This window comes from Ruegeria sp. CL3 (assembly GCF_056536505.1).
This window is the reverse complement of record NZ_JBQFPT010000002.1, coordinates 67,291-88,054: the sequence shown is the minus strand read 5'-3', so window position 1 is coordinate 88,054 and position 20,764 is coordinate 67,291. Positions and strand designations below refer to the sequence as shown.

Sequence of the window (20,764 nt, the reverse complement as noted above, 5' to 3'; positions counted from 1 at the left end):
CCTGCGGGCGCCCTTTTCTTTTCTACTTTGAAGCGGGCTTGGCCTTCGCGCCTCCAGAGTATTGCAGCCAGATGAAGCAGGCTTGATATGCTATTTTAGGTCTGACGGGCAATGTGTGGGAGCAAGGTCATGGAGAAAGTAAACGGAATCGGCGGGGTCTTTTTTCGCGCCAAGAACCCCAAGGCCCTGAGTGAATGGTATGAAAGACACCTAGGGGTAAATCACTACGATCCGGTCCCTTGGAAGCAGGCTGAAGGCTATACCGTTTTTGCGCCCTTTGCGCAGGATACCGCGTATTTTGGCCGAAGCGAGCAGCAGTGGATGATCAATTTCCGGGTTGATGATCTGGCGGCTTTGACACGCCAGCTACAAGACGCAGGGATCACCGTCGAAACCAATCCGGATTGGGATAGCGAGGTAGGCAAATTTGCCCGTATTCACGATCCCGAGGGCAATCCCATCGAGCTATGGCAACCAAATCAATGAATTGGCTGGAATGTATACCGTCGCATTCTTGTAAGTATCTGAAATAAAATGGGAATTGATGTATTTTGGGTGTGCCGTATAGTGTGTCGGATGAATCGGAGCCCCGCATGACGCCAATCGATGACCACCCTTTACGCTATCGGCTTGCCAATGAACTGCACGCCCGACCTTTTCCGGTGGCGCAGGTTCCATGCACGGTTGCCTTTCTGGCGATCAAGAAGCCCGGCCCGTCGCAAGGTGGGGACCGGCAGGACGACATAGCGCATTTGATCAATCTGCTGGATCGCCACGGCGCGCCGCACCCTCAGCCGGACGCGACCCACTATGCGGGGCAGATCGGACGCTATTGGCTCAAGTGGGAGCAACACACTGAGTTCGTAACCTTCACGGCGATCTCTCAGAACGTGAGTGAGCGGGCGTTCAACCCCGCCGACTTCGAAGTCTTCCCCCCGGATTGGATGATGGCCAGTCCCGGCCAAAGGATCACGTCGGCGTTGCTACGGGTTGTTCCGCGCCCAAAGGATGACGTCGTCCAGAACCTGCTACCGGATTGGTTCGAACCCGAAAGCCTTGCTGTGTCCCGCGTTTTGGACGATGCCGCGATCTGCGCCAGCGATTTTCGTATCGACCCGGCAGGACATATGCGGTTTGCGCTGTTCGTCTCGGATGGAACCGGAGAGCGCCGGGTTGGGCGGATCATCCAGCGCCTGTGCGAGATTGAGACCTACAAGGCCATGTCCATGCTGGGCTTTGCACGGGTCAAATCGCTGACCCCGCGCATCGGCGAGTTGGATCAGAAGCTGACCGCGCTGATGGGCGAGATGACCGATGGCGGCAAACATCCCGATGATATGCTACCGCAGCTTCTAAAAACCTCGACCGAGTTGGAGACGATCTCGGCACGCTGTTCTTTTCGGTTTGGGGCCACGGGTGCCTACGAGGCCATCGTTAACCAACGCGTCAAGGTTTTGCGGGAAGAGCGGTTCATGGGGGGGCAGACCTTTGCCGATTTCATGATGCGCCGCTATGACCCTGCGATGCGGACCGTGAAGTCGACTGAATTGCGCCTACAGGCCCTGTCAGACCGGGCCATCCGCGCCGGAGATCTGCTGCGAACACGTGTGGACGTGGAACGCAGCGCGCAGAACCAGGCCTTGCTGGAAAGCATGGACCGCCGCGCTGATCAGGCCCTGCGCCTGCAGCGAACGGTCGAGGGGTTGTCGGTCGTTGCCATCAGCTACTACGCCGTCTCACTGGTCAGCTATCTGCTGTATCCTCTGACGTCGGCGGGGATCAGCAAGGGAATGTTGACTGCTTTGGTCACGGTTCCGGTCATTCTGGCCGTTTGGGTGGGCGTCCGCAGAATTCGGCGTCGGCTGGAGTGAGCGGCGTTTGCCTCTGTTTGGTAGCGTTGTACTAGTAGCCGGCGAAGCGCATCAAACAAGCGGAGCTTTAATATGATCAGTGTCGTTTCTGCGTGGCGCGCCGTCACCGCGATGTTCGCGCTGAATGGTGCCCTGTTCGGTATCTGGGCCTCTCGCATTCCGGCGGTGCGCGATCACCTGAACCTCAGCCATGAAGAGCTGGGCTACGGCTTGCTATTCATGGCAGCGGGTGCTGTCTGTTCTTTTCCGGTGACCGGGCGATTGACCGACTGGTTCGGGGCCGTGTCGATCACTCGGATCATCTCGGTGCTGTACACCTTTTCGCTGGTTTTGCTGGCGCTGGCCGACAGTTTCACCATGCTTGCGGCCTTCCTGTTTCTGTTCGGTGCCTTTCATGGCTCAATGGATGTGGCGATGAACGCATGGGCTGCCGAGGTTGAGCAGGCTTACGACAAACCGCTTATGTCCTCGTTTCATGCGATGTGGAGCCTGGGTGCCGGTCTTGGGGCGGTCAGTGGATTTGCAGCGGTTCAGTGGGATGCGACCGTTCTGCAGCATTTCCTGGTTGCGGGAGCCGTTGTGGTGGCACTGGCCTTGGCGATGTCCTGGGTGCGATGGACGTCGCGCCGCGCGGAGCAGTCTCAAGGCGCCGTGTTTGCATTCCCGTCCGGGGTGTTGATCCTCGTTGGCTTCACGGCGCTATGCGGTGCGTTGGGGGAAGGTGCCGTCGCAGATTGGAGCGCCCTTTTCCTGCGCGACGTCACTGGGGCCGCTGAGAGCGTCGCAGCCTTGGGCTATGCGGTTTTTTCGGTCGCGATGGTGGTGTGTCGTTTGGCAGGCGGCTTCCTCATCGCGCGCGTAGGCCCGGTCGTGGCGGCGAGGGGCGGTGGTGTCTTTGCTGCGATGGGGGTGTTTTGCGTGGTGTCCGCCGGTGCTGCGCCATTGGCGTTGGTCGGCTTCACACTGATGGGGGTCGGTTATGCGGTGATCATGCCCTTGGCGTTCAGCCGGGCCGCGAATGACCCAAACATCCCACCGGGGCAGGCCATCGCCAGTGTTGCAACACTCGGATATGGGGGGCTGTTGATCGGACCGCCGCTGATCGGGTTTCTGGCCGAGTTGCTGTCGCTGCGGATGGCGTTTGGTGTCTTGCTGCCGCTTGCGGTGCTAATCGTGGTCTGTGCCGGCGCGCTGAAGCGCGCCGACGGAGTTTGATTACCGGCCGCGAATGCGCGGATCCAGCGCGTCGCGTAGGCCGTCGCCCAGATAGTTCACGCTGAGAACAGTCAGCGAGATCGCCAGGCCGGGCCAGAATACACGCTCGGGGTATTGCTGCAGATAGTCGACACCATCAAACAGCAGGCGGCCCCAGGTCGGGAAATCCGGCGGGAAGCCGAGCCCGAGGAAGGACAGCGCGCTTTCGGTGATGATCGCCGTCGCAATCCCCAGCGTTGCCGACACCATGATCGGAGACAGCACGTTTGGCAGGATGTGCCGCGTGATGATCTGCCGGTTGCTGGTGCCGATGGAGCGTGCGGCCAGAACGAACTCACGCTCTTTGATGGCCAGCACGTCGCCGCGTACGATCCTCGCCGTGGGCATCCATGAGGTGATGCCAATGGCGCAGACGATCAGGATGAAAATCCCACGCTCCAGCCCGAATGCGGCGGACAGAGGTTCGCGGAACAGCAGCATCATGACCAGCAGCAGCGGCAGCAGGGGCAGGGCGAGGAACAGATCGGTCAGACGCATCAGCGGCCCATCGAGGCGTTTGAAGAAGCCTGCGATCACACCGATGAAAGACCCGAGAAACAGCGCCAGTAACATAGCGGTGATGCCCACCGAGACCGAGGTCTGCCCCCCCGACATCATCCGCGCCAGAATATCCCGGCCCAGCTGATCGGTGCCGAACGGATGCGCCCAGCTGGGGCCCTGATTGCGCGACCGGATATCAATCTGGGTTGGGTCGATGCTCCAGAGGTAGGGCCCCAGATACACACCGGCGACGATGAAGATGAACAGGATCGCTCCGATCATCGCGCCTTTGTGCGTTTTGAACTGATCCCACACATCGCGCCACTGGCTGCGGGGCGGAGTTGCCAGGTCGTCCATCACGCCTGCGGTCGGCAGCGCGGTTGAGGCGGGGGCCAGTCCTTCGTCGGGGACCAGCGTGTCTGATTTGTCGGTATCAGTCATAGCGAATCCTCGGGTCCAGAATGCCGTAGAGCACGTCAGCAATCAGGTTGAACAGAACGATCAACACGGCAAAGATGAAGGTCAGCGTCTGCACCATCGGCAGGTCGTTGGCTTGAATCGCGCCGATCAGCAATTGGCCGATACCGTTCACCTTGAAAACCTGCTCGGTGATGATTGCGCCGCCGAAGATGGCCGGAATACCCAGCGCAATAACGGTAACCACCGGGATCATCGAGTTGCGCAGGACATGGACCATCACAACCGTGTATTCGCTCAGCCCTTTGGCGCGGGCGGTACGAACGTAATCTTGGTTGAGGTTGTCCAGCATCGAGGCGCGCATGAAGCGGCTTAGCTGTGCCGTGATCTGCAACGCCAGGACCATGACCGGCATGATCATCTGCTTGAGCTGCACCACGAAGCTATCCCAGCTATTCACCACGTGAGTCGTGTCATAGATCGATGGGAACCAGCCCAGCTGGACCGAGAAGATCACGATCACCAGAACGCCCGAGAAGAAGGGCGGGACCGAGAAGCCGACCATCGACACGAATGTGCCCATCTGGTCGAACCAGGAATACTGGCGGTATGCGGAATAGATGCCGATGGGCAGGGCGATCAGGATGGCGACCACATAGGCGGTGCCAACAACCCACAGGGTCTGCGGGATACGCTGAACGACGATGTCCATGACGGGCGAGCGGGTCTGCCACGAAATCACGCGCAGGTCACCTTCGGAGAAAGTGGTGCCAAACATATGGTCGATCAGAACCTGGGGCTCGATCCAGAAGAACTGCACGATCCATTTCCAGAACCGGATATGCATCGGCTGGCCAAGGCCAAGCGCCTCGCGCATCTTCTCTTTGACTTCGGGGGGGACGGTGAGGGGAACCTGTGCCATCGGGTCGCCTGGGGCAAGCTCGAGCAGCAGGAAGATGACGAGGCTGATGAACAGCAGCGTGGGTACGGCCAGCACCAGTCGTCTGATGGTAAAGTTGAGCATTCAAAGGCGCCTTTGTTGATGCGTCTTTTTGTTGGAGTGGTCTGCAAATGACCGCGCCCCGATAAAGATCGGGGCGCGATATTGCAAGATTAACGCTTAGGAACCGGTCTTGCGGTACCAGTCCGCAATGTTCCACAGCTCGCTGTCCCAAACGTTCAGGACAACACCACCCAGGGTGTTTGCATGCGCCGACAGACGGCCACGGTGCACCAGCGGGATCATGCCGCCGTTTTGAACCATGATGTCGTTCAGCTGCTTGGCGATTTCCGCACGGGCTTCCAGACCTGCGGTTTCAGCCAGTTTGGCGTGCAAGGCGTCAAACTCTTCGTTGCAGAAGCGGCTGATGTTCTCACCCTGCCACTGCGATTCTGGCTTCGGTGCCTTGTCGCACAGACCGTTGCCCAGATAGGACTGCGGGTCGGTGCCGTTGAAGGTGTTGGCGTACATCTCCACGTCGGCATAGAACTTCTGGAAGGTGTCAGGCGAACCCGGGTCACCACCGAAGAAGACCGATGCGTTGATGTTGCGCAGTTCGGAATCGATGCCGATCTGGCTCCACCATTCTTTGATCAACGCTTGGAAGTCCTGACGCACAGCGTTGGTCGAGGTCTGGTAGACGATTTTCAGCGGCACGCCGTCTTTTTCACGAATACCGTCGCCATCGGTATCAACGATGCCTGCGTCATCCAGCAGCTTCTTGGCGCCTTCGATATCCTGCGTATCACAGCTCATCGAGGTCGAGCTAAACGCAGCCGGAGCCGGAACCCAGTTGCAGGTCACTTTGCCAGCCTGACCGTAGCCGATCTCAACCAGCAGCGGGCGGTCAATGGCCATGGACATGGCTTTGTAGACGGCCGGGTCCTGCAGGAATGGGTGCGGATGCGCGGCTGTCGAGCGCTCGCCTTCCGGCAGGTCGGGCGATGGGTTGGTCTGGTTCAGCATGATACGTTCGACCAGCGGGCCAAAGCCGGCGACCGGAGTACCTTTGCCACCTTCCTGCATCTGCGCAATGACCTCAGGGGCCAGCTGCAGGTTCCAGGCGTAGTCAAACTCGCCGGTTTCCATAACCGCACGACCTGCCGCTGTTGCGTCGCCGCCACCTTTGAAGGTCACGCTGGCAAACGCCGGCTTGGCCGGGTCACGGTAGTTGTCGTTGGCTGCAAATGTGATCACGTCGTTCGGCTTGAACTCGGTGACAACAAATGGGCCGGTGCCGATCGGGTTGAAGTTCTGATCTGTACATTCAGGGGCTTTTGCGCCCATGCAGTCAGCGAACTGAGCTGCCTGAATGATGGGGCTTTCACCACCCACGAACGGTCCGTAGGGGAAGGGGGTCGGTGCGTCGAACGTTACCTTAACGGTTAGGTCATCGACAGCTTCGACATCGGTGACGCCTTCAAACTTGGTCACCTGTGCACAACCGCCTTCGGGGTCCATGCAGTAGTTTGCGGTAAACACCACGTCGGCCGAGGTGAACGGAGTACCGTCCGACCATGTGAGGCCAGGCGCAATCTTCCAGGTAATGGTGGTCAGGTCTTCGCTGACGCCGCCATTTTCAACGGTCGGGATTTCAGCGGCCAGATACGGCACCATGTTCCCGTCTTGGTCGTAGCGTGCAAGTGGTTCGATAACCAGCGAGGCTGCCTCAACATCTTTTGTGCCGCCCGACAGAAACGGGTTCATGATTGACGGAGCCTGCCAATAAATGATGCTGACATTGCCGTCCGATCCGCGCTCGGCAAAGGCCGCAGGGGCCATCGCCGTGCTTGCAATCGCACCAAGCAAAAGGGTTTTGATCTTCATAAGTCACTCCCGAATTGGACACTTGCGTGTCTCGATTATCTCCGCAATGCCTGCGGATTTGGCGTTGCCGACTATTGGCTAAGGCATTGTTAGAAATAGCAATTGCATTTCGCGCAACGCGATTTCTGCCTTCGCTGGTTGTCGGTTACGCGGGTATCGAAACAGAACTTAGGAAAATTGCAAGCCTTGCCGTCACGAAATCGTGCATTGCGTTTGACTTTTCCTGGCTCGCCGCCTTAGCGTTCGGCATCCATAAAAACAAAACGACCCAAAAGGGAGCGCGCGCGTGCTGGATCAACCAATTGCCCAGATCAAAAAACTGAGGGTGGAGTTTCAGACGAAAGACGGCCCGGTCGTGGGCGTTGAGGACGTCTCGTTTGAGGTGAATCCGGGCGAAACGGTTTGTATTGTTGGCGAATCGGGCTCGGGCAAGTCGGTTTCATCTCTGTCTCTGATGCGTCTTGTCGAGTTCGGCGGAGGCGAAATCGCCGGTGGCGAGCTGCTGTTTGACCGCCGCGACGGGGCCGAGATGGACCTGGCTGATGCCGATCAAGATCTGATGAAACAGATTCGCGGCAACGAGATCGGTATGATCTTTCAGGAGCCAATGACGGCCTTGAACCCGGTTTTCACCGTTGGTCGGCAACTGACCGAAGGGCTGCGCATTCACAAGGACATGTCCAAGACGCAGGCTGAAGAGCGCGCTTTGGAGCTGCTGCGCCAAGTGCGAATCCCCGAACCCGAGCGCCGGTTGAAGCAGTACCCGCACGAGCTTTCAGGGGGCATGCGCCAGCGCGTGGTGATCGCAATGGCGATGGCGTGCGAGCCGCGTCTGCTGATCGCAGATGAGCCGACGACTGCGTTGGATGTGACGATCCAGGCCGAGATTCTGGCCCTGATGGACCGTTTGAAGCGGGAAACCGGCACTGCGGTGATGTTCATCACCCATGACATGGCCGTTGTGGCACAGATGGCCGACCGCGTTGTGGTCATGTTCCGGGGCAATAAGGTCGAAGAAGGCCCGGTCACTGAAATTTTCGAGAACCCGCAGCATGATTACACCAAGGCGCTGCTGGCCGCGGTGCCGAAACTGGGTGAGATGCAGGGAAAGGCCGCGCCGGAACCGATGAAGCTATTGGGTGTTGAAGGGCAAAATATCGCTCCGATTCCCGGCACGGAAGAAACACTACTGACGGTCAAGAACCTGACCACGCGCTTCCCGGTCAAAGGCGGCTTGCTGCGCCGGACGATCTCAAACGTTCATGCTGTTGAGGATGTCTCGTTCACGCTGAACAAAGGGCAGACGCTCAGCCTCGTGGGCGAATCGGGGTGCGGCAAGTCCTCGGCCGGGCGCTCGATCCTTAGATTGGTCGAGCCGATGGCGGGTGAGGTCAATCTGGACGGCGTCGATATCATGAAGCTGGACCAATCCGGTCTGCGCAAAGCGCGGCTGGATATGCAGATGATCTTTCAGGACCCGTTCGCTTCGCTCAATCCGCAGATGCAGTTGATCGACCAAGTGGCCGAACCGATGCGCAACTATGGCGTGGCCTCGGGGTCGGAACTGCAAGATCGCGTTGCGCAGCTGTTCGACAAGGTGCAACTGCCGCGCAGCTTCATGCGCCGTTTCCCACATGAGATGTCCGGCGGTCAGCGCCAGCGTATCGCAATCGCCCGCGCCTTGGCCTTGAACCCGAAACTGATCATCGCGGATGAGGCGGTTTCGGCGCTGGACGTGTCGGTGCAGGCGCAGGTTCTGAACCTGATGATGGAGCTGCAATCCGAACTGAGCCTGTCTTACCTGTTCATCAGTCACGATATGGCCGTTGTGGAGCGGGTCAGCCACCATGTGGGCGTGATGTATCTGGGCCGGATTGTCGAACTTGGACCGCGCGCGCGGGTGTTCGAGAACCCGCAGCACCCGTATACGCAGGCGCTGATGAAGGCGGTTCCAATCGCGGACCCGAACAAGCGGAAATCGGAAAAAGATTTGAATTTCAAGCCGATACCGTCGCCCATTCATCCAATTGGATACGCGCCAGAACCGTCTAACTACAAAGAGGTTGAGCCGGGCCATTTCATCCTGACTACGGATAGCGGGTACTAACACATATGCCACAGCGTCTGACGCCGCTTGAGATCATGACCAAGTTGATCTCATTCCCGACCGTAAGCCGCGACACAAACCTGCCGCTGGTGGACTGGGTCGAAGGTTACCTGAACGAACACGGTATCGAAGCCCATCGCTGGCCGGACCCGGATCAGCCGCACAAGGCGGCGATCTTTGCGCATGTCGGTCCTTGGGAAGAGGGGGGCGTTGTCCTCTCGGGTCACACAGATGTCGTTTCGGTGGACGGACAGCCGTGGGATACCGATCCGTTCACTGTCACTGAGAAGGACGGCAAGTATTACGGACGCGGCACCTGCGACATGAAGGGTTTTGACGCGCTGGCGATCTGGGCACTGGTCGAAGCGCGCGATGCAGGCCTCAAGCGCCCCTTGCAACTGGCGCTGAGCTTCGATGAAGAGGTCGGATGCACGGGCGCTCCGCCAATGATCGAGGCGATGAACAAAGTGCTGCCCAAAGGCTCGGCCGTGATCGTGGGCGAGCCTTCGACAATGCAGGCTGTCACCGGCCACAAGGGCGGTTTTGGCTATGACACGCATATGGTTGGGTTCGAGGTCCACAGCTCGATCATGCACACAGGTGTGAATGCCATCATGGAGGCCGCGCCGCTGATCAATTGGGCGAATGAACAGAACGCCCGCAATCAGGCGGCCACGCCCAGCGAAACCGCAGCGGTGTTCGATCCGCCCTGGACCACGGTCCATGTGGGCATGATCGAAGGCGGTACCGCGCATAACATCACCGCCAAGGATTGCCACTTCATGCTGGATTTCCGCACGGTGCCGGATGAAAGCAAAGCCGCATGGCGCGATGCCTATTTCGAACAGGTGCGCGCGGTTGAGGCGCGGATGCAGGCCGTTCACCCCGAAGCGCGGATCGAGATCTCCGAGAATTTCTCGATCCCCGGTCTGGTCCCCGAAAAGGATGGCGAGGCCGAAGCTCTGGTACGCGCGCTGACCGGCGACAATGCCAGCCACGTGGTCAGCTATGGCACCGAGGCGGGGCAGTTTCAGGAAGCAGGTTACTCAGCGGTCATCTGCGGCCCGGGCGACATCGCGCAGGCACATCAACCGAATGAGTTCATCTCGGTCGCGCAGTTCGAAGCGGGCCATGCGTTCATGCAGCGGTTGGTCGAAAAACTGTCCACCTGATCCCAAGGAGGTCCAAAATGCCGGTGAAAAACAGACTGGCCGAAATGCAGGCAGAGATTACCAAGTGGCGCCGCCATCTGCATGCTCATCCCGAACTGATGTATGACGTCCACGAGACCGCCGGTTTTGTTGTTGAGCGGCTGAAGGCCTTCGGTGTCGATGACATCACCGAGGGCGTCGGCAAGACAGGCGTTGTTGCAGTGATCAAGGGCCGCTCGGACACCAGGGGTCGGGTGATCGGATTGCGGGCAGATATGGACGCCCTGCCGATCGAAGAGGCGACGGGTCTGGACTATGCCTCGACCGTTCCGGGTAAGATGCATGCCTGTGGGCATGACGGGCACACCTCGATGCTGCTTGGGGCTGCGCAGTACCTGGCCGAGACGCGGAATTTCGATGGCACCGCCGTGCTGATCTTTCAACCGGCCGAGGAGGGCGGCGCCGGAGGCCTCGCCATGTGTCAGGACGGGTTGATGGAGCGCTGGGGCATTCAGGAAGTTTACGGCATGCACAACATGCCCGGCCTGCCGGTCGGCGAATTTGCGATCCGGCCCGGAGCCCTGCTGGCCTCGTCGGACGAGTTCGAAATTACCGTCACCGGCAAGGGTGGCCACGCGGCAGCCCCGCATGAGGCGGTGGATACAACGCTTGTCGCATCGCATATTGTTGTGTCTTTGCAATCCGTTGTGGCCCGCACTGTCGATCCGATCAAACGAGTTGTTCTGACGGTGGGTACGTTCGAGACGGACAGCGTGGCCTCAAACGTGATTGCGCATACGGTCCGTCTGAAAGGCACGGTACGAACGCTTGACCCCGAGTACCGCGCGATCGCGGAACAGCGTGTTCGCCGAATTGCAGAAGATACAGCCTCGGCCTTTGACGCGTCCGCCAAGGTAGAATGGACGCCGGGCTATCCGGTGACGGTAAACTCCGAGGCCGAGACTAGCTATGCCGCAGAGGCCGCCGCAGCCGTGGCTGGAAAGGTGAACGATGGTACCGACCCGATCATGCCGTCGGAAGATTTCGCTTACATGCTTGAAGAACGGCCCGGAGCCTACATCTTTCTAGGGAACGGAGACACCGCCATGTGTCACCATCCGGAATACAATTTCGATGATGACGCCATACCTGCCGGCTGCAGCTGGTTCGCTGAGATGGTCGAACGCCGGATGCCGGCCGAATGATTTAGGAGAGACAAGATATGCCAGTCAAAAACCGCTTTGCGGAACTGCAGGACGAGATCACAACTTGGCGACGCGACCTGCACGAAAACCCCGAAATCCTGTTTGAAACCCACCGCACCAGCGCTCTGGTGGCCGAAAAGCTGACAGAGTTCGGCTGCGATGAGGTCGTCACCGGTATTGGCCGCACGGGCGTTGTCGGTGTGATCAAGGGCAAGTCGGACAGCAATGGCAAAGTGATCGGTCTGCGCGCGGATATGGATGCTCTGCCGATCCTCGAGGCGACGGGGCTGGACTATGCCTCGAAAACGCCGGGCGCGATGCACGCTTGCGGTCATGATGGTCATACCGCGATGCTGCTGGGGGCGGCGAAGTACCTGTCGGAAACCCGCAATTTCGATGGCACAGTTGTCGTGATCTTCCAGCCCGCCGAAGAAGGCGGCGGCGGAGGTCGCGAGATGTGTGAAGACGGCATGATGGACCGCTGGAACATTCAGGAGGTCTACGGGATGCACAACTGGCCGGGCAAACCGGTTGGCAGCTTCTCGATCCGTCCGGGGTCGTTCTTCGCTGCCACGGACCAGTTCGACATCACGTTTGAAGGGCGCGGCGGTCATGCGGCGAAACCGCAGGAGACGGTCGATACCACCGTGATGACGGCGCAGGCGGTGCTGGCGCTGCAGACGATAGCCTCGCGCAATGCAGACCCGGTCGATCAGGTGGTTGTGTCGGTGACCTCGTTCGAGACCTCGTCGAAGGCCTTCAACGTGATCCCGCAATCGGTTCAGATCAAAGGCACCGTGCGCACCATGAGCAAGGAGATGCGCGATCTGGCCGAGCAGCGGATCAACGAGATCTGCAACGGCGTGGCGGCGACCTTTGGCGGCACGGCAGACGTGACCTATATCCGGGGCTATCCTGTCATGGTAAACAGCGATGAGCAGACCGAGTTCGCGGCTGACGTCGCGCGCTCCGTGTCTGGTGCTTGCGAAGAGGCCCCTCTGGTCATGGGCGGCGAGGATTTTGCCTTTATGCTGGAAGAACGTCCGGGCGCCTATATCCTCGTGGGCAATGGCGACACGGCCATGGTCCATCATCCCGAATACAACTTCAACGATGAGGCCATTCCAGCCGGATGCAGCTGGTGGGCCGAGATTGTTGAACAGCGGATGCCTGCGGCCTGAATGACAGGGTGGGGGCTCTGCCCCCACACCCCCGGGATATTTTCAGCCAAATGAAGAAGGATCCTTCGGCTCTAGGCTGAGTGTGGTGCAGAGCGTTTCAATCACGTTTTGCAGCGCGTCTTTTTGGGTTAAGACGCAGGCGCGGGCGGCGGTGCGGGCTTGGGTCAGGGCTGCGTCGTTGGACAGCCAGGTGTTGACGGCTTTCTCCAGATCTTCGGCGGTTTCGACTTGAACGGCCCCGCCGGTTTCGATCAGGGGTGCGAAGGTTTCGGCGAAGTTGAAGTAGCCCGGACCGGTGATGACGGCAGCCCCGGCCTGGGCGGGTTCGAACGGGTTGTGGCCGCCGATCTCTTTCAGGGACCCGCCGAGAAAGACAATCGGGCAAAGCGCGTACCATGTGCCAGTTTCGCCAAGGGTATCGGCCACGTAGACTTGTGTCTCATCGGTGATCGGGTCCGTCTTGGTTCGGAAGGCCGATTTGAGTTTGGCCTTGGTCAGAAGGGTCGCGACCTCCTCGCGCCGTTCCGGGTGTCGGGGTATCAGCAGCAACAGCAAGTCTGGGTACTGCTTCAGCAAAGCGTTATGGGCGGCCAGAACCGTTTCCTCTTCGCCTACATGGGTCGAGCTGGCGATCCAGACGGGGCGAGGGCCGATCTGGCTTTGGATATCCGTCAGCGTGGTTTGATCTACCGGTAGCGGGTCGGACATCGCCTTGAGGTTGGTGCCGGGTTGGACGCGATCAGGGTCCGCCCCAATTGCGATCAGGTTCTTGGCCGTTTTATCGTTCTGTGTCAGAAACAGCGCGAAGTGGTCCAGGATGAAGCGCGCCGTGTCGGGACGCTTTTGCCACCCCGCCACGGACTTGCCGGATAAGCGTGCGTTCAGGAGACACAAAGGTGTGCCGCGTCCAGCCGTTTCGACGATCAGGCGGGGCCAGATCTCGCTTTCGACGAAAATTGCGGCATCTGGGGCCCAATGGTTCAGAAACCGTCGTACAGGCCCGGCGCTGTCCAAGGGTGGAAACTGATGTCGAGTGCGAGGGGGTAGTCGCTTGGCAATCAGCGCGGCTGACGTGGGCGTGCCGGAGGTGATCAGGAACTCGGTTCGCGGCAGGCGCTCGCCAAGCCGGTGGATCAGGCTGAGGACCGAGAGGCTTTCGCCGACGCTTGCGGCGTGAAACCAGATCAATTGTCCAGCGGGGCGGTCGAGGCTGGCATAGCCCAATCGCTCCTGTTGGCGCTTGTGCGAAACCTCGGCATCCTGCAGCTTTTTGCGCACGGTCGTCCAGGCCAAGGGCTGCGCGAGAAAGGTGACGCCGCAGTACAGCTTGTACAGCAGCGTCGGACGAACGTCAGAGCCGGGCATGTCAGCCGCCTGTGTGGCTCATGTGGCGGCTCATCTGGCCATCGACGGCCTGACGGGAATAGTCGAAATCATGCCCTTTGGGCTTGAGGTTGATCGCGGCGCGGATCGCCTCTTCCAAGGGTTTTTCCGTGTCCGGGTGATCGCGCAGCGGCGCGCGCAGGTCGGCCATGTCTTCCTGACCGAGGCACATGTAAAGCTCACCGGTGCAGGTCAGGCGCACGCGGTTGCAGCTCTCGCAGAAATTATGGGATAGCGGAGTGATAAAGCCGATCTTTTGGCCAGTTTCCTCAAGCCGGACATAGCGCGCCGGACCTCCTGAGCGTTCCGCCAGATCGGTCACGCTATAGTGGTTTTCGTATTCCTTGCGCACATCCTTGAGCGACCAGTATTGATCTAGCCGGTCCTCATTGCCGATGTCGCCCATCGGCATGACCTCGATCCAGGTCAAGTCCATGTCGCGTTCGGCGCACCATTCGGTGATCTGGGGCAATTCGGGTTCGTTGAAGCCCTTCAGAGCCACAGCGTTAATCTTGACCCGCAGGCCCGCCTTTTGCGCCGCATCAATCCCGTTCAGAACCTGTTTCAGACGTCCCCATCGCGTAACGGCTGCGAATTTATCCTCATCCAGCGTGTCCAGCGAGATATTCACCCGTCGCACACCCGCCGCGTAGAGGTCATCGGCAAATCGCGAAAGCTGCGAGCCATTGGTTGTAAGCGTCAATTCTTTCAGCGCGCCGCTTTCCAGATGACGGGTCATGGAGTTGAAGAACGTCATGATATTGCGACGCACGAGCGGCTCACCACCGGTGATGCGCAGTTTCTCAACGCCCATATTCACGAAGGTGGAACACATGCGGTCCAGCTCTTCCAGCGTCAGCAGCTCTTTCTTGGGCAGAAAGGTCATGTTCTCGGACATGCAATAGACGCAGCGAAAGTCGCAGCGGTCGGTTACCGAGACGCGCAGATACGTGATGGCACGGGCGAAAGGATCAATAAGCGGAGCAGTCATGCGGTATAGGTAAAGCTGGAACAGGCCCACGACAAGAGTGAACTGTGCTTTGGTCTGGTGCAGCTGCATGAGGGGTAGTAAGTTCGGAGTATGAGAGAACTGCTTGTGATATCCTGCGTTTTGCTGGTCGGGTGCGATACCGTACGTTCGACAACAGATCGTTTGTTGGGGCGCGATGAGGCTGCTGAGGTAACACCTGCTGCTGTAGAGACCGCACCTGCCGAGGCGGAAAGCTCTGCCTATATCCAGCCCGCAACCGCGACAGCGAACTGGACCGGCGCTAAGACCACTATTGCCGGGTTGGGCGATCCGTCGACTCCGGGCCGCTGGATGCAGACGCCCCTGGTCGATTCCGAGGTGACCGCGCGGGTTGTTGTGCCGAAAACCGGGGCGCAGGCTTACATCACACTGGTTCCAGCCTCGGGGCCCGAGACTGGTGGCAGCCGTTTGTCATTGGATGCCATGCGTGCGTTGCTGGTGCCGTTCGATCAGTTGGTCGAGGTCGAGGTCTACGCGAACTAAGGCGTTCTCGGGTTTTACCTGAATGATCAAGTGACACGAATGTCCCGAGAACGCTGAAAGCGTGGCAGGGTATTCGTGTCACAAAGCTAACCCGAAACGCTCTAACTTTTCAGGTATTTTCCGGCCTCACGCCGGGCAAAGGGTTTCATCGCGTCGCCATGTGCATCCAGGAAAGCCACGACCCGATCCGGATCATGTTTGGAGAGTTCCCGCAGCCACCACGCAATGGATTTCTGGATGAACCAGTTCCGATCGGCCACATAGCCTGCAGCCCAACCGAGAATTCGATCGCGACGCGCCAGATCTTCGGGTTTGGGGTGGTTCTGCTTGGTCCAAGGAAGCGTTGAGACCAGAGCAGCGCGGCGGGTCCACATGTGGTCTGATGCCGTCCATGTTTCGACCTGATCCAGCCGCGTGGGATCAGCGCTCAGGCGTTTCTGGATGGCGGTGCAGGCGTGGTCGGCGATGGCCCATGCGTCGAAATCGGGCACCCAGCTTTGCAACAGGGCCCAGACATCCTCATCCGGGCGAATCCGCGCCTGGGTCAGTAGTTTGGAGGCCGCAACGCGCGCCTCATGGATGTTGGTCTGCCAGAGCGCATCCGCGAGAGTGACGCGCTCAGCAACCGACAATTCCTTGCGCCAGGCTTTGGTCAGATCGTTGAGAACGGGGACGGCTACGCCCAGATAGGGACGCTCGGCCTTGTGATAGGCTGCGACTTGTTCCGCGCGCTCGGCATCGGCATGGGCCTTGATCTGATCCAGATAGGGGGCAAGCATGGTCTAGACCGGAACGCCGGTGGGTTTGCCGTCAATCGTCTGCTGGTTCTTCTCGACCCAATAGGCGCGGATATCGTCGTCCGATTTGCCGTCGACCCATTTTTGCATTGTGTCGCGGTCTGACTGGAACTCCATGAACGGGACCGCATAACCGCAGGAGGTCTGCACCAGATCAATGCTGAGGTCATAGATCTGCCGCGCGCTGCGGTGGTTGGGGAAGTGACCTGCCAGTTCGTCCCAACCGTCATCCCCCGCATGCAGGGTGCGTGCGGTGCCATAGGTGCGCAGGATCAGCGGGCGGGTGGTGAAGGAACACCACATCAGGGTCATGCGGTTAACCTCAAGCAGATGCCCGGCGGTCTCATTCCCGCTGCCGGTCAGGTTCATCCAGGTAATCCGGTTTGGCCCCAGAATACGCAGTGAATCCATGCCTTTGGGAGAGATATTGACCCGTCCCTCAACCCCGGCGCTGCCCACGAAGAACATGTGCTGCTCGTTGATGAATTTCTGATGCGCATCGTCCAGATGAGGGAATTGCTTGGCCATGTCTTACTCCACAGTCACAGATTTCGCGAGGTTGCGCGGCTGATCCACATCCGTCCCCTTGGCGACAGCCGTGTGATAGGCCAGCAACTGCGCCGGAACCGAGTAGAGTATTGGGGTCAGGTTCGTGTGGATGTGGGGCATGCGGATTGTGCTCCAGACATCATCGCCAGCCTCAACGATGCCGTCATCATCCGAGACAAGGATGACCTTGCCTTTACGCGCCATCACCTCTTGCATGTTCGAGACGGTCTTGTCGAAAACGGCGTCGCGCGGGGCCATGACCACCACGGGCATGTGTTTGTCGATCAGCGCGATGGGGCCGTGTTTCAATTCACCCGACGCATAACCTTCGGCGTGGATGTAGCTGATTTCCTTCAGTTTCAGCGCGCCTTCCATCGCCAGCGGATACATCAGGCCACGGCCGAGGAACAGCACGTCGCGGGCTTCGGACAGGCGCTGGGCGGATTTGCGGATGGCGCGGTTCTGATCCAATGCTGCATTCAGGACCGAGGGTAAGCCGCGCAGAGCGGCGGCGTGATCGGCCAGTTCCTCATCGCTCAGGGTTCCACGATCTGCCGCAGCTTTCAGCGCAAGCATCAGCAGCACGCTCAGCTGGCAAGTGAAGGCCTTGGTCGAGGCGACGCCGATCTCAACCCCTGCGTGGATGGGCAGGGCAATATCGCTTTCCCGCGCAATCGAGCTTTCGGGAACATTGACGACCGAAGCGATCTTGTCGGCCTTGCCCTCGCAATAGCGCAGCGCGGCCAGCGTATCGGCGGTTTCGCCCGACTGGCTAACAAACAAGGCCAGCGTGCGGTCAGTGATCGGAGGTTCGCGATAGCGGAATTCGCTGGCGATATCGACCTCGACCGGCATTTTCGCCAGCTGTTCGAACCAGTATTTCGCTGTCAGGCAGGCATAGAAGGCCGTTCCGCAGGCGACCATGGTCAGGCGGTCCAGCTTGGTGAAATCCAGATCGGTCTCGGGCAGAACCACGCGGTCACCGCCGGTGGGCAGGTACGAACGGATGGCCTCGGCCACGACCACCGGTTGCTCGGCGATTTCTTTGGCCATGAAGTGCTTGTGTTCGCCCTTGTCGGCGCGGGCCGTATCCAGCTTGATCTTGCGCATCTCGCGATTGGCCAGCTCACCGGCTTCGGTGCGGATTTCCAGCGAGGTGCGGGTCAGAACGGCTCGGTCGCCTTCCTCAAGATAGGTGATCTTGTTGGTCAGCGGAGCCAAGGCAATCGCGTCCGAACCCACATACATCTCGCCCTCCCCATGGCCGATCGCCAGCGGAGAGCCCTTGCGCGCGGCCACGATCAGGTCGTCTTGACCATCAAACAGAAAGGCAAGCGCAAACGCACCTTCCAGCTGATCGACGGTCTTGAAGGCCGCTTCGACTGGGGGCAGACCGGTATTCAGGTAATGCGCGGCCATCAGGGCCACGGTTTCGGTGTCGGTCTCGGTCACGAAATCCAAGCCGTGTTCGGCCAGTTCGGCGCGCAGCTCGCGGTAATTCTCGACAATCCCGTTATGGACGACTGCAACAGGCCCAGCTTTGTGTGGATGCGCGTTGGTGACCGAGGGCGCGCCGTGCGTGGCCCAGCGGGTGTGTCCAATCCCGGATTTGCCGGGCAGGGGATCGTGGACCAGAAGGTCGCTCAGGTTCACCAGCTTGCCCACGGCCCGACGGCGTCCCAAAGCGCCATCGTAGACGGTCGCAATCCCGGCGCTGTCATAGCCGCGATATTCCAACCGTTTCAGAGCTTCGACCAGAATAGGGGCAGCCTCATGCTGTCCCAATACACCTACAATTCCACACATAAACTCAGGCCTCTTTATCGCGGCGAGCCTTTTTCGCCTTTAACATATCAAACAATTTGCGCGCATAGCCGGGCTTGTTTTCCTGCTTGGCGCGCGCAACGGCCAGCGCCTCGGCTTCCACGTTTTTCGTCAAGACTGTACCGGTTGCCGTCATTGCGCCATCGCCCACGGTCACCGGGGCCACCAGCATGGTGTTGGAGCCAATAAAGACACCCTCGCCAATCGTGGTCTTGTGCTTCATTACACCGTCATAGTTGCAGGTGATCGTGCCTGCCCCGATATTCGAACCCGCCCCGACCGAGGCATCCCCGATATAGCTGAGGTGATTGACCTTTGCGCCCTCGGCGATCTCAGCATTCTTGATCTCGACGAAATTGCCGATGCGCGCGTTTTCCGCCAGTTCCGCGCCGGGGCGCAAGCGGGCATAGGGGCCAATGATGGCTCCTCGGCTGACATGGCAGCCCTCCAGATGTGAAAACGCCCGGATCGTTGCGCCGCTTTCGACAGTCACGCCGGGACCGAAGACCACATTTGGTTCGATCACAGTATCGCGCCCGATCACCGTATCGGCAGCAAGGTAGACGGTTTCCGGGGCCATCAGCGTGACCCCCAAATCCAGCAACTCTGCCCGTGCTTGGGTCTGAAACACCGCATCCGCCGCGGCCAGATCTGCGCGAGAGTTCACGCCCAGCGTCTGCGCCTCATCGCAGGCGACCGCTGTCACGCTCAGATCGCGGGAGCGGGCGATTTCGACCACATCCGTTAGGTAGTATTCGCCCGAGGCGTTGTCGTTGCTGACTGCGTCGATCAATGACATCAGGGTGGCCGCGTTGCAGGCCAGCAGGCCCGAATTGCAGAAGGTGATCGCGCGTTCATCATCCGAGGCGTCCTTGAACTCGACGATCCGCTCCAACGTGTCGCTGTTCATCACCAGACGTCCATAACGGGCCGGGTCTGCGGCCTCAAACCCCAGAATCACCAAGTCATTCTGCGCGCGCGCTTCGATCATCCGCTCGAGCGTGTCGGGTTGAAGGAACGGCGTGTCGCCGTAAAGAACCACTACATCTCCTTCAAACCCCTCCAGCGCATCGCGGGCCTGAGCGACGGCATGGGCGGTTCCCAGTTGCTCATCTTGCACGGCGATCTGCGCGGTCTCATCCTCGGCCTGTGCGACCTTGGCGACGGCCTCCGCCCCGTGGCCCGTGACAATCACGGTGCGCTCGGGCGACAGCACCGAACCGGCGCGCATTGCGTGAACCAGCATCGGAACCTGAGCGATCGGGTGCAGGACTTTGGGGATGTCCGAATTCATCCTGGTGCCTTTCCCGGCGGCAAGGATGACAAGGGCAGTGGTCATGAAATCGTTTTCTCTTTGTGTTTTGTTGCCGTCCGTTTTATCCGCTGAGGGCAAAGGCGCAAGCCGTTCGGCCATCAAACTAGATTGCCGATTGCAACAGGACATGGCGGAAACCTGCCGAGCAAGGAGGCGCAATGCGCACGGTCATCTTCGATCTGGACGGGACTTTGGCGGATACTTCGGGCGATTTGCTGGCCGCTGCAAACCATTGTTTTCGCGAGATGGGGCATGGGGATGTTCTGGTTCATGGGCAGGATGCGGGCATCGCCGTACGTGGCGGGCGCATGATGTTGATGCACGGATTGAAGCGCGTCGGGGCCTATGATGAGGGTACGGTTAACGCGTATTATCCGGTTTTGCTTGAAGCCTATGCTCAGGACATCGACTCCCACACGCAGTTCTACCCCGGTGCCTTGGACGCGGTCGAGGCCCTAAAAACCGCAGGCTATGGCGTTGGGATCTGCACCAACAAGCCTGAACGTCTGGCGCATCAATTGCTCAGCCAGATGGGTGTGCTGGATCACTTCGCCTCCTTGGTCGGGGCGGACACTCTGCCGGTGCGCAAACCTGACCCCGAGCCTCTGCGCGAGGCCGCGCGGCGTGCAGGTGGGCATCCAGACCTATGCGTTCTGATCGGGGATTCTGATACCGACCGCAATACCGCGAAAGCGGCCGGAGTACCTTCGGTTCTGGTCACGTTCGGTCCCTCAGGCGACGATATGGCCGCTTTGAAGCCTGAAGCCTTGCTGCATCATTTCAACGATCTGCCCGATCTTGTGGCCGAGTTGATCGGTGCGGCGGCTTGATCCCTTGACCCTGACCGGATGGAGCCCCAGAACTAGCCT

General features: G+C 59.6%; 18 protein-coding genes. 9 read left to right on the top strand and 9 right to left on the bottom strand.

Going from position 1 to position 20,764, the window contains the following annotated elements; translation table 11 throughout:
• The first annotated feature begins 129 nt into the window (after positions 1-129).
• The 3 genes from ACR0NO_RS02735 to ACR0NO_RS02725 all read left to right on the top strand — a co-directional run bounded on the left by ACR0NO_RS02735 (position 130) and on the right by ACR0NO_RS02725 (position 3,086).
• Positions 130-486, top strand: coding sequence for a VOC family protein (locus tag ACR0NO_RS02735; RefSeq protein ID WP_480538034.1), 357 nt, complete (start codon positions 130-132; stop codon positions 484-486).
• Positions 487-593: 107 nt separating this feature from the next.
• Complete coding sequence (locus ACR0NO_RS02730; protein WP_480722899.1) at positions 594-1,871, top strand: DUF3422 family protein; 1,278 nt, start codon at positions 594-596, stop codon at positions 1,869-1,871.
• A 72-nt stretch (positions 1,872-1,943) separates the two neighbouring features.
• Positions 1,944-3,086 carry an MFS transporter gene (locus tag ACR0NO_RS02725; protein WP_480722898.1) on the top strand — a complete coding sequence of 381 codons (1,143 nt, stop codon included), beginning with the start codon at positions 1,944-1,946 and terminating at the stop codon, positions 3,084-3,086.
• On the opposite strand, the gene ACR0NO_RS02720 is transcribed toward ACR0NO_RS02725, so the two are convergent.
• The 3 genes from ACR0NO_RS02720 to ACR0NO_RS02710 form a co-directional block, all read right to left on the bottom strand.
• Positions 3,087-4,067, bottom strand: coding sequence for an ABC transporter permease (locus ACR0NO_RS02720; protein WP_170375078.1), 981 nt, complete (start codon positions 4,065-4,067; stop codon positions 3,087-3,089).
• Positions 4,060-5,067, bottom strand: coding sequence for an ABC transporter permease (locus tag ACR0NO_RS02715; RefSeq protein WP_170375080.1), 1,008 nt, complete (start codon positions 5,065-5,067; stop codon positions 4,060-4,062). The genes ACR0NO_RS02720 and ACR0NO_RS02715 overlap by 8 nt, the downstream gene beginning before the upstream one ends.
• A gap of 96 nt (positions 5,068-5,163) precedes the next feature.
• Positions 5,164-6,870, bottom strand: coding sequence for a peptide ABC transporter substrate-binding protein (locus ACR0NO_RS02710; RefSeq protein ID WP_480722897.1), 1,707 nt, complete (start codon positions 6,868-6,870; stop codon positions 5,164-5,166).
• 286 nt (positions 6,871-7,156) lie between these two features.
• On the opposite strand from ACR0NO_RS02710, the gene ACR0NO_RS02705 reads away from it, so the two are divergent.
• The 4 genes from ACR0NO_RS02705 to ACR0NO_RS02690 are packed head-to-tail and all read left to right on the top strand — an operon-like array spanning position 7,157 to position 12,514.
• Positions 7,157-8,977: an ABC transporter ATP-binding protein gene (locus ACR0NO_RS02705; protein WP_170467939.1), complete on the top strand. Its 1,821-nt coding sequence runs from the start codon at positions 7,157-7,159 to the stop codon at positions 8,975-8,977.
• Positions 8,978-8,982: 5 nt separating this feature from the next.
• A complete protein-coding gene (gene argE / locus ACR0NO_RS02700; RefSeq protein ID WP_480722896.1) occupies positions 8,983-10,149 on the top strand; it encodes an acetylornithine deacetylase in 1,167 nt (388 codons plus the stop codon).
• Between the two features lie 17 nt (positions 10,150-10,166).
• Entirely contained in the window at positions 10,167-11,333 is a 1,167-nt protein-coding gene (locus tag ACR0NO_RS02695; RefSeq protein WP_480722895.1) for a M20 aminoacylase family protein, read from the top strand.
• Between the two features lie 17 nt (positions 11,334-11,350).
• Positions 11,351-12,514 (top strand): M20 aminoacylase family protein, encoded by a 1,164-nt coding sequence (locus ACR0NO_RS02690; RefSeq protein ID WP_480722894.1) that lies wholly within the window; start codon positions 11,351-11,353, stop codon positions 12,512-12,514.
• A gap of 42 nt (positions 12,515-12,556) precedes the next feature.
• On the opposite strand, the gene ACR0NO_RS02685 is transcribed toward ACR0NO_RS02690, so the two are convergent.
• Together ACR0NO_RS02685 and moaA are read right to left on the bottom strand one after the other, a co-directional pair.
• On the bottom strand, positions 12,557-13,879 hold the full coding sequence (locus ACR0NO_RS02685; RefSeq protein ID WP_480722893.1) for a 3-deoxy-D-manno-octulosonic acid transferase: 1,323 nt from the start codon (positions 13,877-13,879) through the stop codon (positions 12,557-12,559).
• 1 nt (position 13,880) lies between these two features.
• Complete coding sequence (gene moaA, locus ACR0NO_RS02680; protein ID WP_170637112.1) at positions 13,881-14,888, bottom strand: GTP 3',8-cyclase MoaA; 1,008 nt, start codon at positions 14,886-14,888, stop codon at positions 13,881-13,883.
• Positions 14,889-14,978: 90 nt separating this feature from the next.
• Between moaA and ACR0NO_RS02675 the strand changes: the two genes are divergently transcribed.
• Positions 14,979-15,410: a hypothetical protein gene (locus ACR0NO_RS02675; protein WP_170467929.1), complete on the top strand. Its 432-nt coding sequence runs from the start codon at positions 14,979-14,981 to the stop codon at positions 15,408-15,410.
• Between the two features lie 101 nt (positions 15,411-15,511).
• Here ACR0NO_RS02675 and ACR0NO_RS02670 read toward each other — a convergent pair whose 3' ends face one another.
• From ACR0NO_RS02670 to glmU, 4 genes are read right to left on the bottom strand one after another with little or no spacing between them, the layout of a single operon-like run.
• Complete coding sequence (locus ACR0NO_RS02670) at positions 15,512-16,189, bottom strand: DNA alkylation repair protein (RefSeq protein WP_480722892.1); 678 nt, start codon at positions 16,187-16,189, stop codon at positions 15,512-15,514.
• A 3-nt stretch (positions 16,190-16,192) separates the two neighbouring features.
• Positions 16,193-16,735 (bottom strand): pyridoxamine 5'-phosphate oxidase family protein, encoded by a 543-nt coding sequence (locus ACR0NO_RS02665; RefSeq protein WP_480722891.1) that lies wholly within the window; start codon positions 16,733-16,735, stop codon positions 16,193-16,195.
• Between the two features lie 3 nt (positions 16,736-16,738).
• Positions 16,739-18,562 carry a glutamine--fructose-6-phosphate transaminase (isomerizing) gene (gene glmS, locus ACR0NO_RS02660; protein ID WP_480722890.1) on the bottom strand — a complete coding sequence of 608 codons (1,824 nt, stop codon included), beginning with the start codon at positions 18,560-18,562 and terminating at the stop codon, positions 16,739-16,741.
• Positions 18,563-18,566: 4 nt separating this feature from the next.
• Entirely contained in the window at positions 18,567-19,919 is a 1,353-nt protein-coding gene (gene glmU, locus ACR0NO_RS02655; protein WP_480722889.1) for a bifunctional UDP-N-acetylglucosamine diphosphorylase/glucosamine-1-phosphate N-acetyltransferase GlmU, read from the bottom strand.
• A 134-nt stretch (positions 19,920-20,053) separates the two neighbouring features.
• On the opposite strand from glmU, the gene ACR0NO_RS02650 reads away from it, so the two are divergent.
• Positions 20,054-20,725, top strand: a complete 672-nt coding sequence (locus ACR0NO_RS02650) for an HAD-IA family hydrolase (RefSeq protein ID WP_170664886.1) — start codon at positions 20,054-20,056, stop codon at positions 20,723-20,725.
• The last annotated feature ends 39 nt before the right edge of the window (positions 20,726-20,764 follow it).

Excerpts from the sequence above, each read along its gene's own strand:
- ACR0NO_RS02735 (WP_480538034.1), top strand. The coding sequence starts at position 130 with ATGGAGAAAGTAAACGGAATCGGCGGGGTCTTTTTTCGCGCCAAGAAC.
- ACR0NO_RS02730 (WP_480722899.1), top strand. The coding sequence starts at position 594 with ATGACGCCAATCGATGACCACCCTTTACGCTATCGGCTTGCCAATGAA.
- ACR0NO_RS02725 (WP_480722898.1), top strand. The coding sequence starts at position 1,944 with ATGATCAGTGTCGTTTCTGCGTGGCGCGCCGTCACCGCGATGTTCGCG.
- ACR0NO_RS02720 (WP_170375078.1), bottom strand. The coding sequence starts at position 4,067 with ATGACTGATACCGACAAATCAGACACGCTGGTCCCCGACGAAGGACTG.
- ACR0NO_RS02715 (WP_170375080.1), bottom strand. The coding sequence starts at position 5,067 with ATGCTCAACTTTACCATCAGACGACTGGTGCTGGCCGTACCCACGCTG.
- ACR0NO_RS02710 (WP_480722897.1), bottom strand. The coding sequence starts at position 6,870 with ATGAAGATCAAAACCCTTTTGCTTGGTGCGATTGCAAGCACGGCGATG.
- argE (WP_480722896.1), top strand. The coding sequence starts at position 8,983 with ATGCCACAGCGTCTGACGCCGCTTGAGATCATGACCAAGTTGATCTCA.
- ACR0NO_RS02695 (WP_480722895.1), top strand. The coding sequence starts at position 10,167 with ATGCCGGTGAAAAACAGACTGGCCGAAATGCAGGCAGAGATTACCAAG.
- ACR0NO_RS02690 (WP_480722894.1), top strand. The coding sequence starts at position 11,351 with ATGCCAGTCAAAAACCGCTTTGCGGAACTGCAGGACGAGATCACAACT.
- ACR0NO_RS02685 (WP_480722893.1), bottom strand. The coding sequence starts at position 13,879 with ATGCCCGGCTCTGACGTTCGTCCGACGCTGCTGTACAAGCTGTACTGC.
- moaA (WP_170637112.1), bottom strand. The coding sequence starts at position 14,888 with ATGACTGCTCCGCTTATTGATCCTTTCGCCCGTGCCATCACGTATCTG.
- ACR0NO_RS02675 (WP_170467929.1), top strand. The coding sequence starts at position 14,979 with ATGAGAGAACTGCTTGTGATATCCTGCGTTTTGCTGGTCGGGTGCGAT.
- ACR0NO_RS02670 (WP_480722892.1), bottom strand. The coding sequence starts at position 16,189 with ATGCTTGCCCCCTATCTGGATCAGATCAAGGCCCATGCCGATGCCGAG.
- ACR0NO_RS02665 (WP_480722891.1), bottom strand. The coding sequence starts at position 16,735 with ATGGCCAAGCAATTCCCTCATCTGGACGATGCGCATCAGAAATTCATC.
- glmS (WP_480722890.1), bottom strand. The coding sequence starts at position 18,562 with ATGTGTGGAATTGTAGGTGTATTGGGACAGCATGAGGCTGCCCCTATT.
- glmU (WP_480722889.1), bottom strand. The coding sequence starts at position 19,919 with ATGACCACTGCCCTTGTCATCCTTGCCGCCGGGAAAGGCACCAGGATG.
- ACR0NO_RS02650 (WP_170664886.1), top strand. The coding sequence starts at position 20,054 with ATGCGCACGGTCATCTTCGATCTGGACGGGACTTTGGCGGATACTTCG.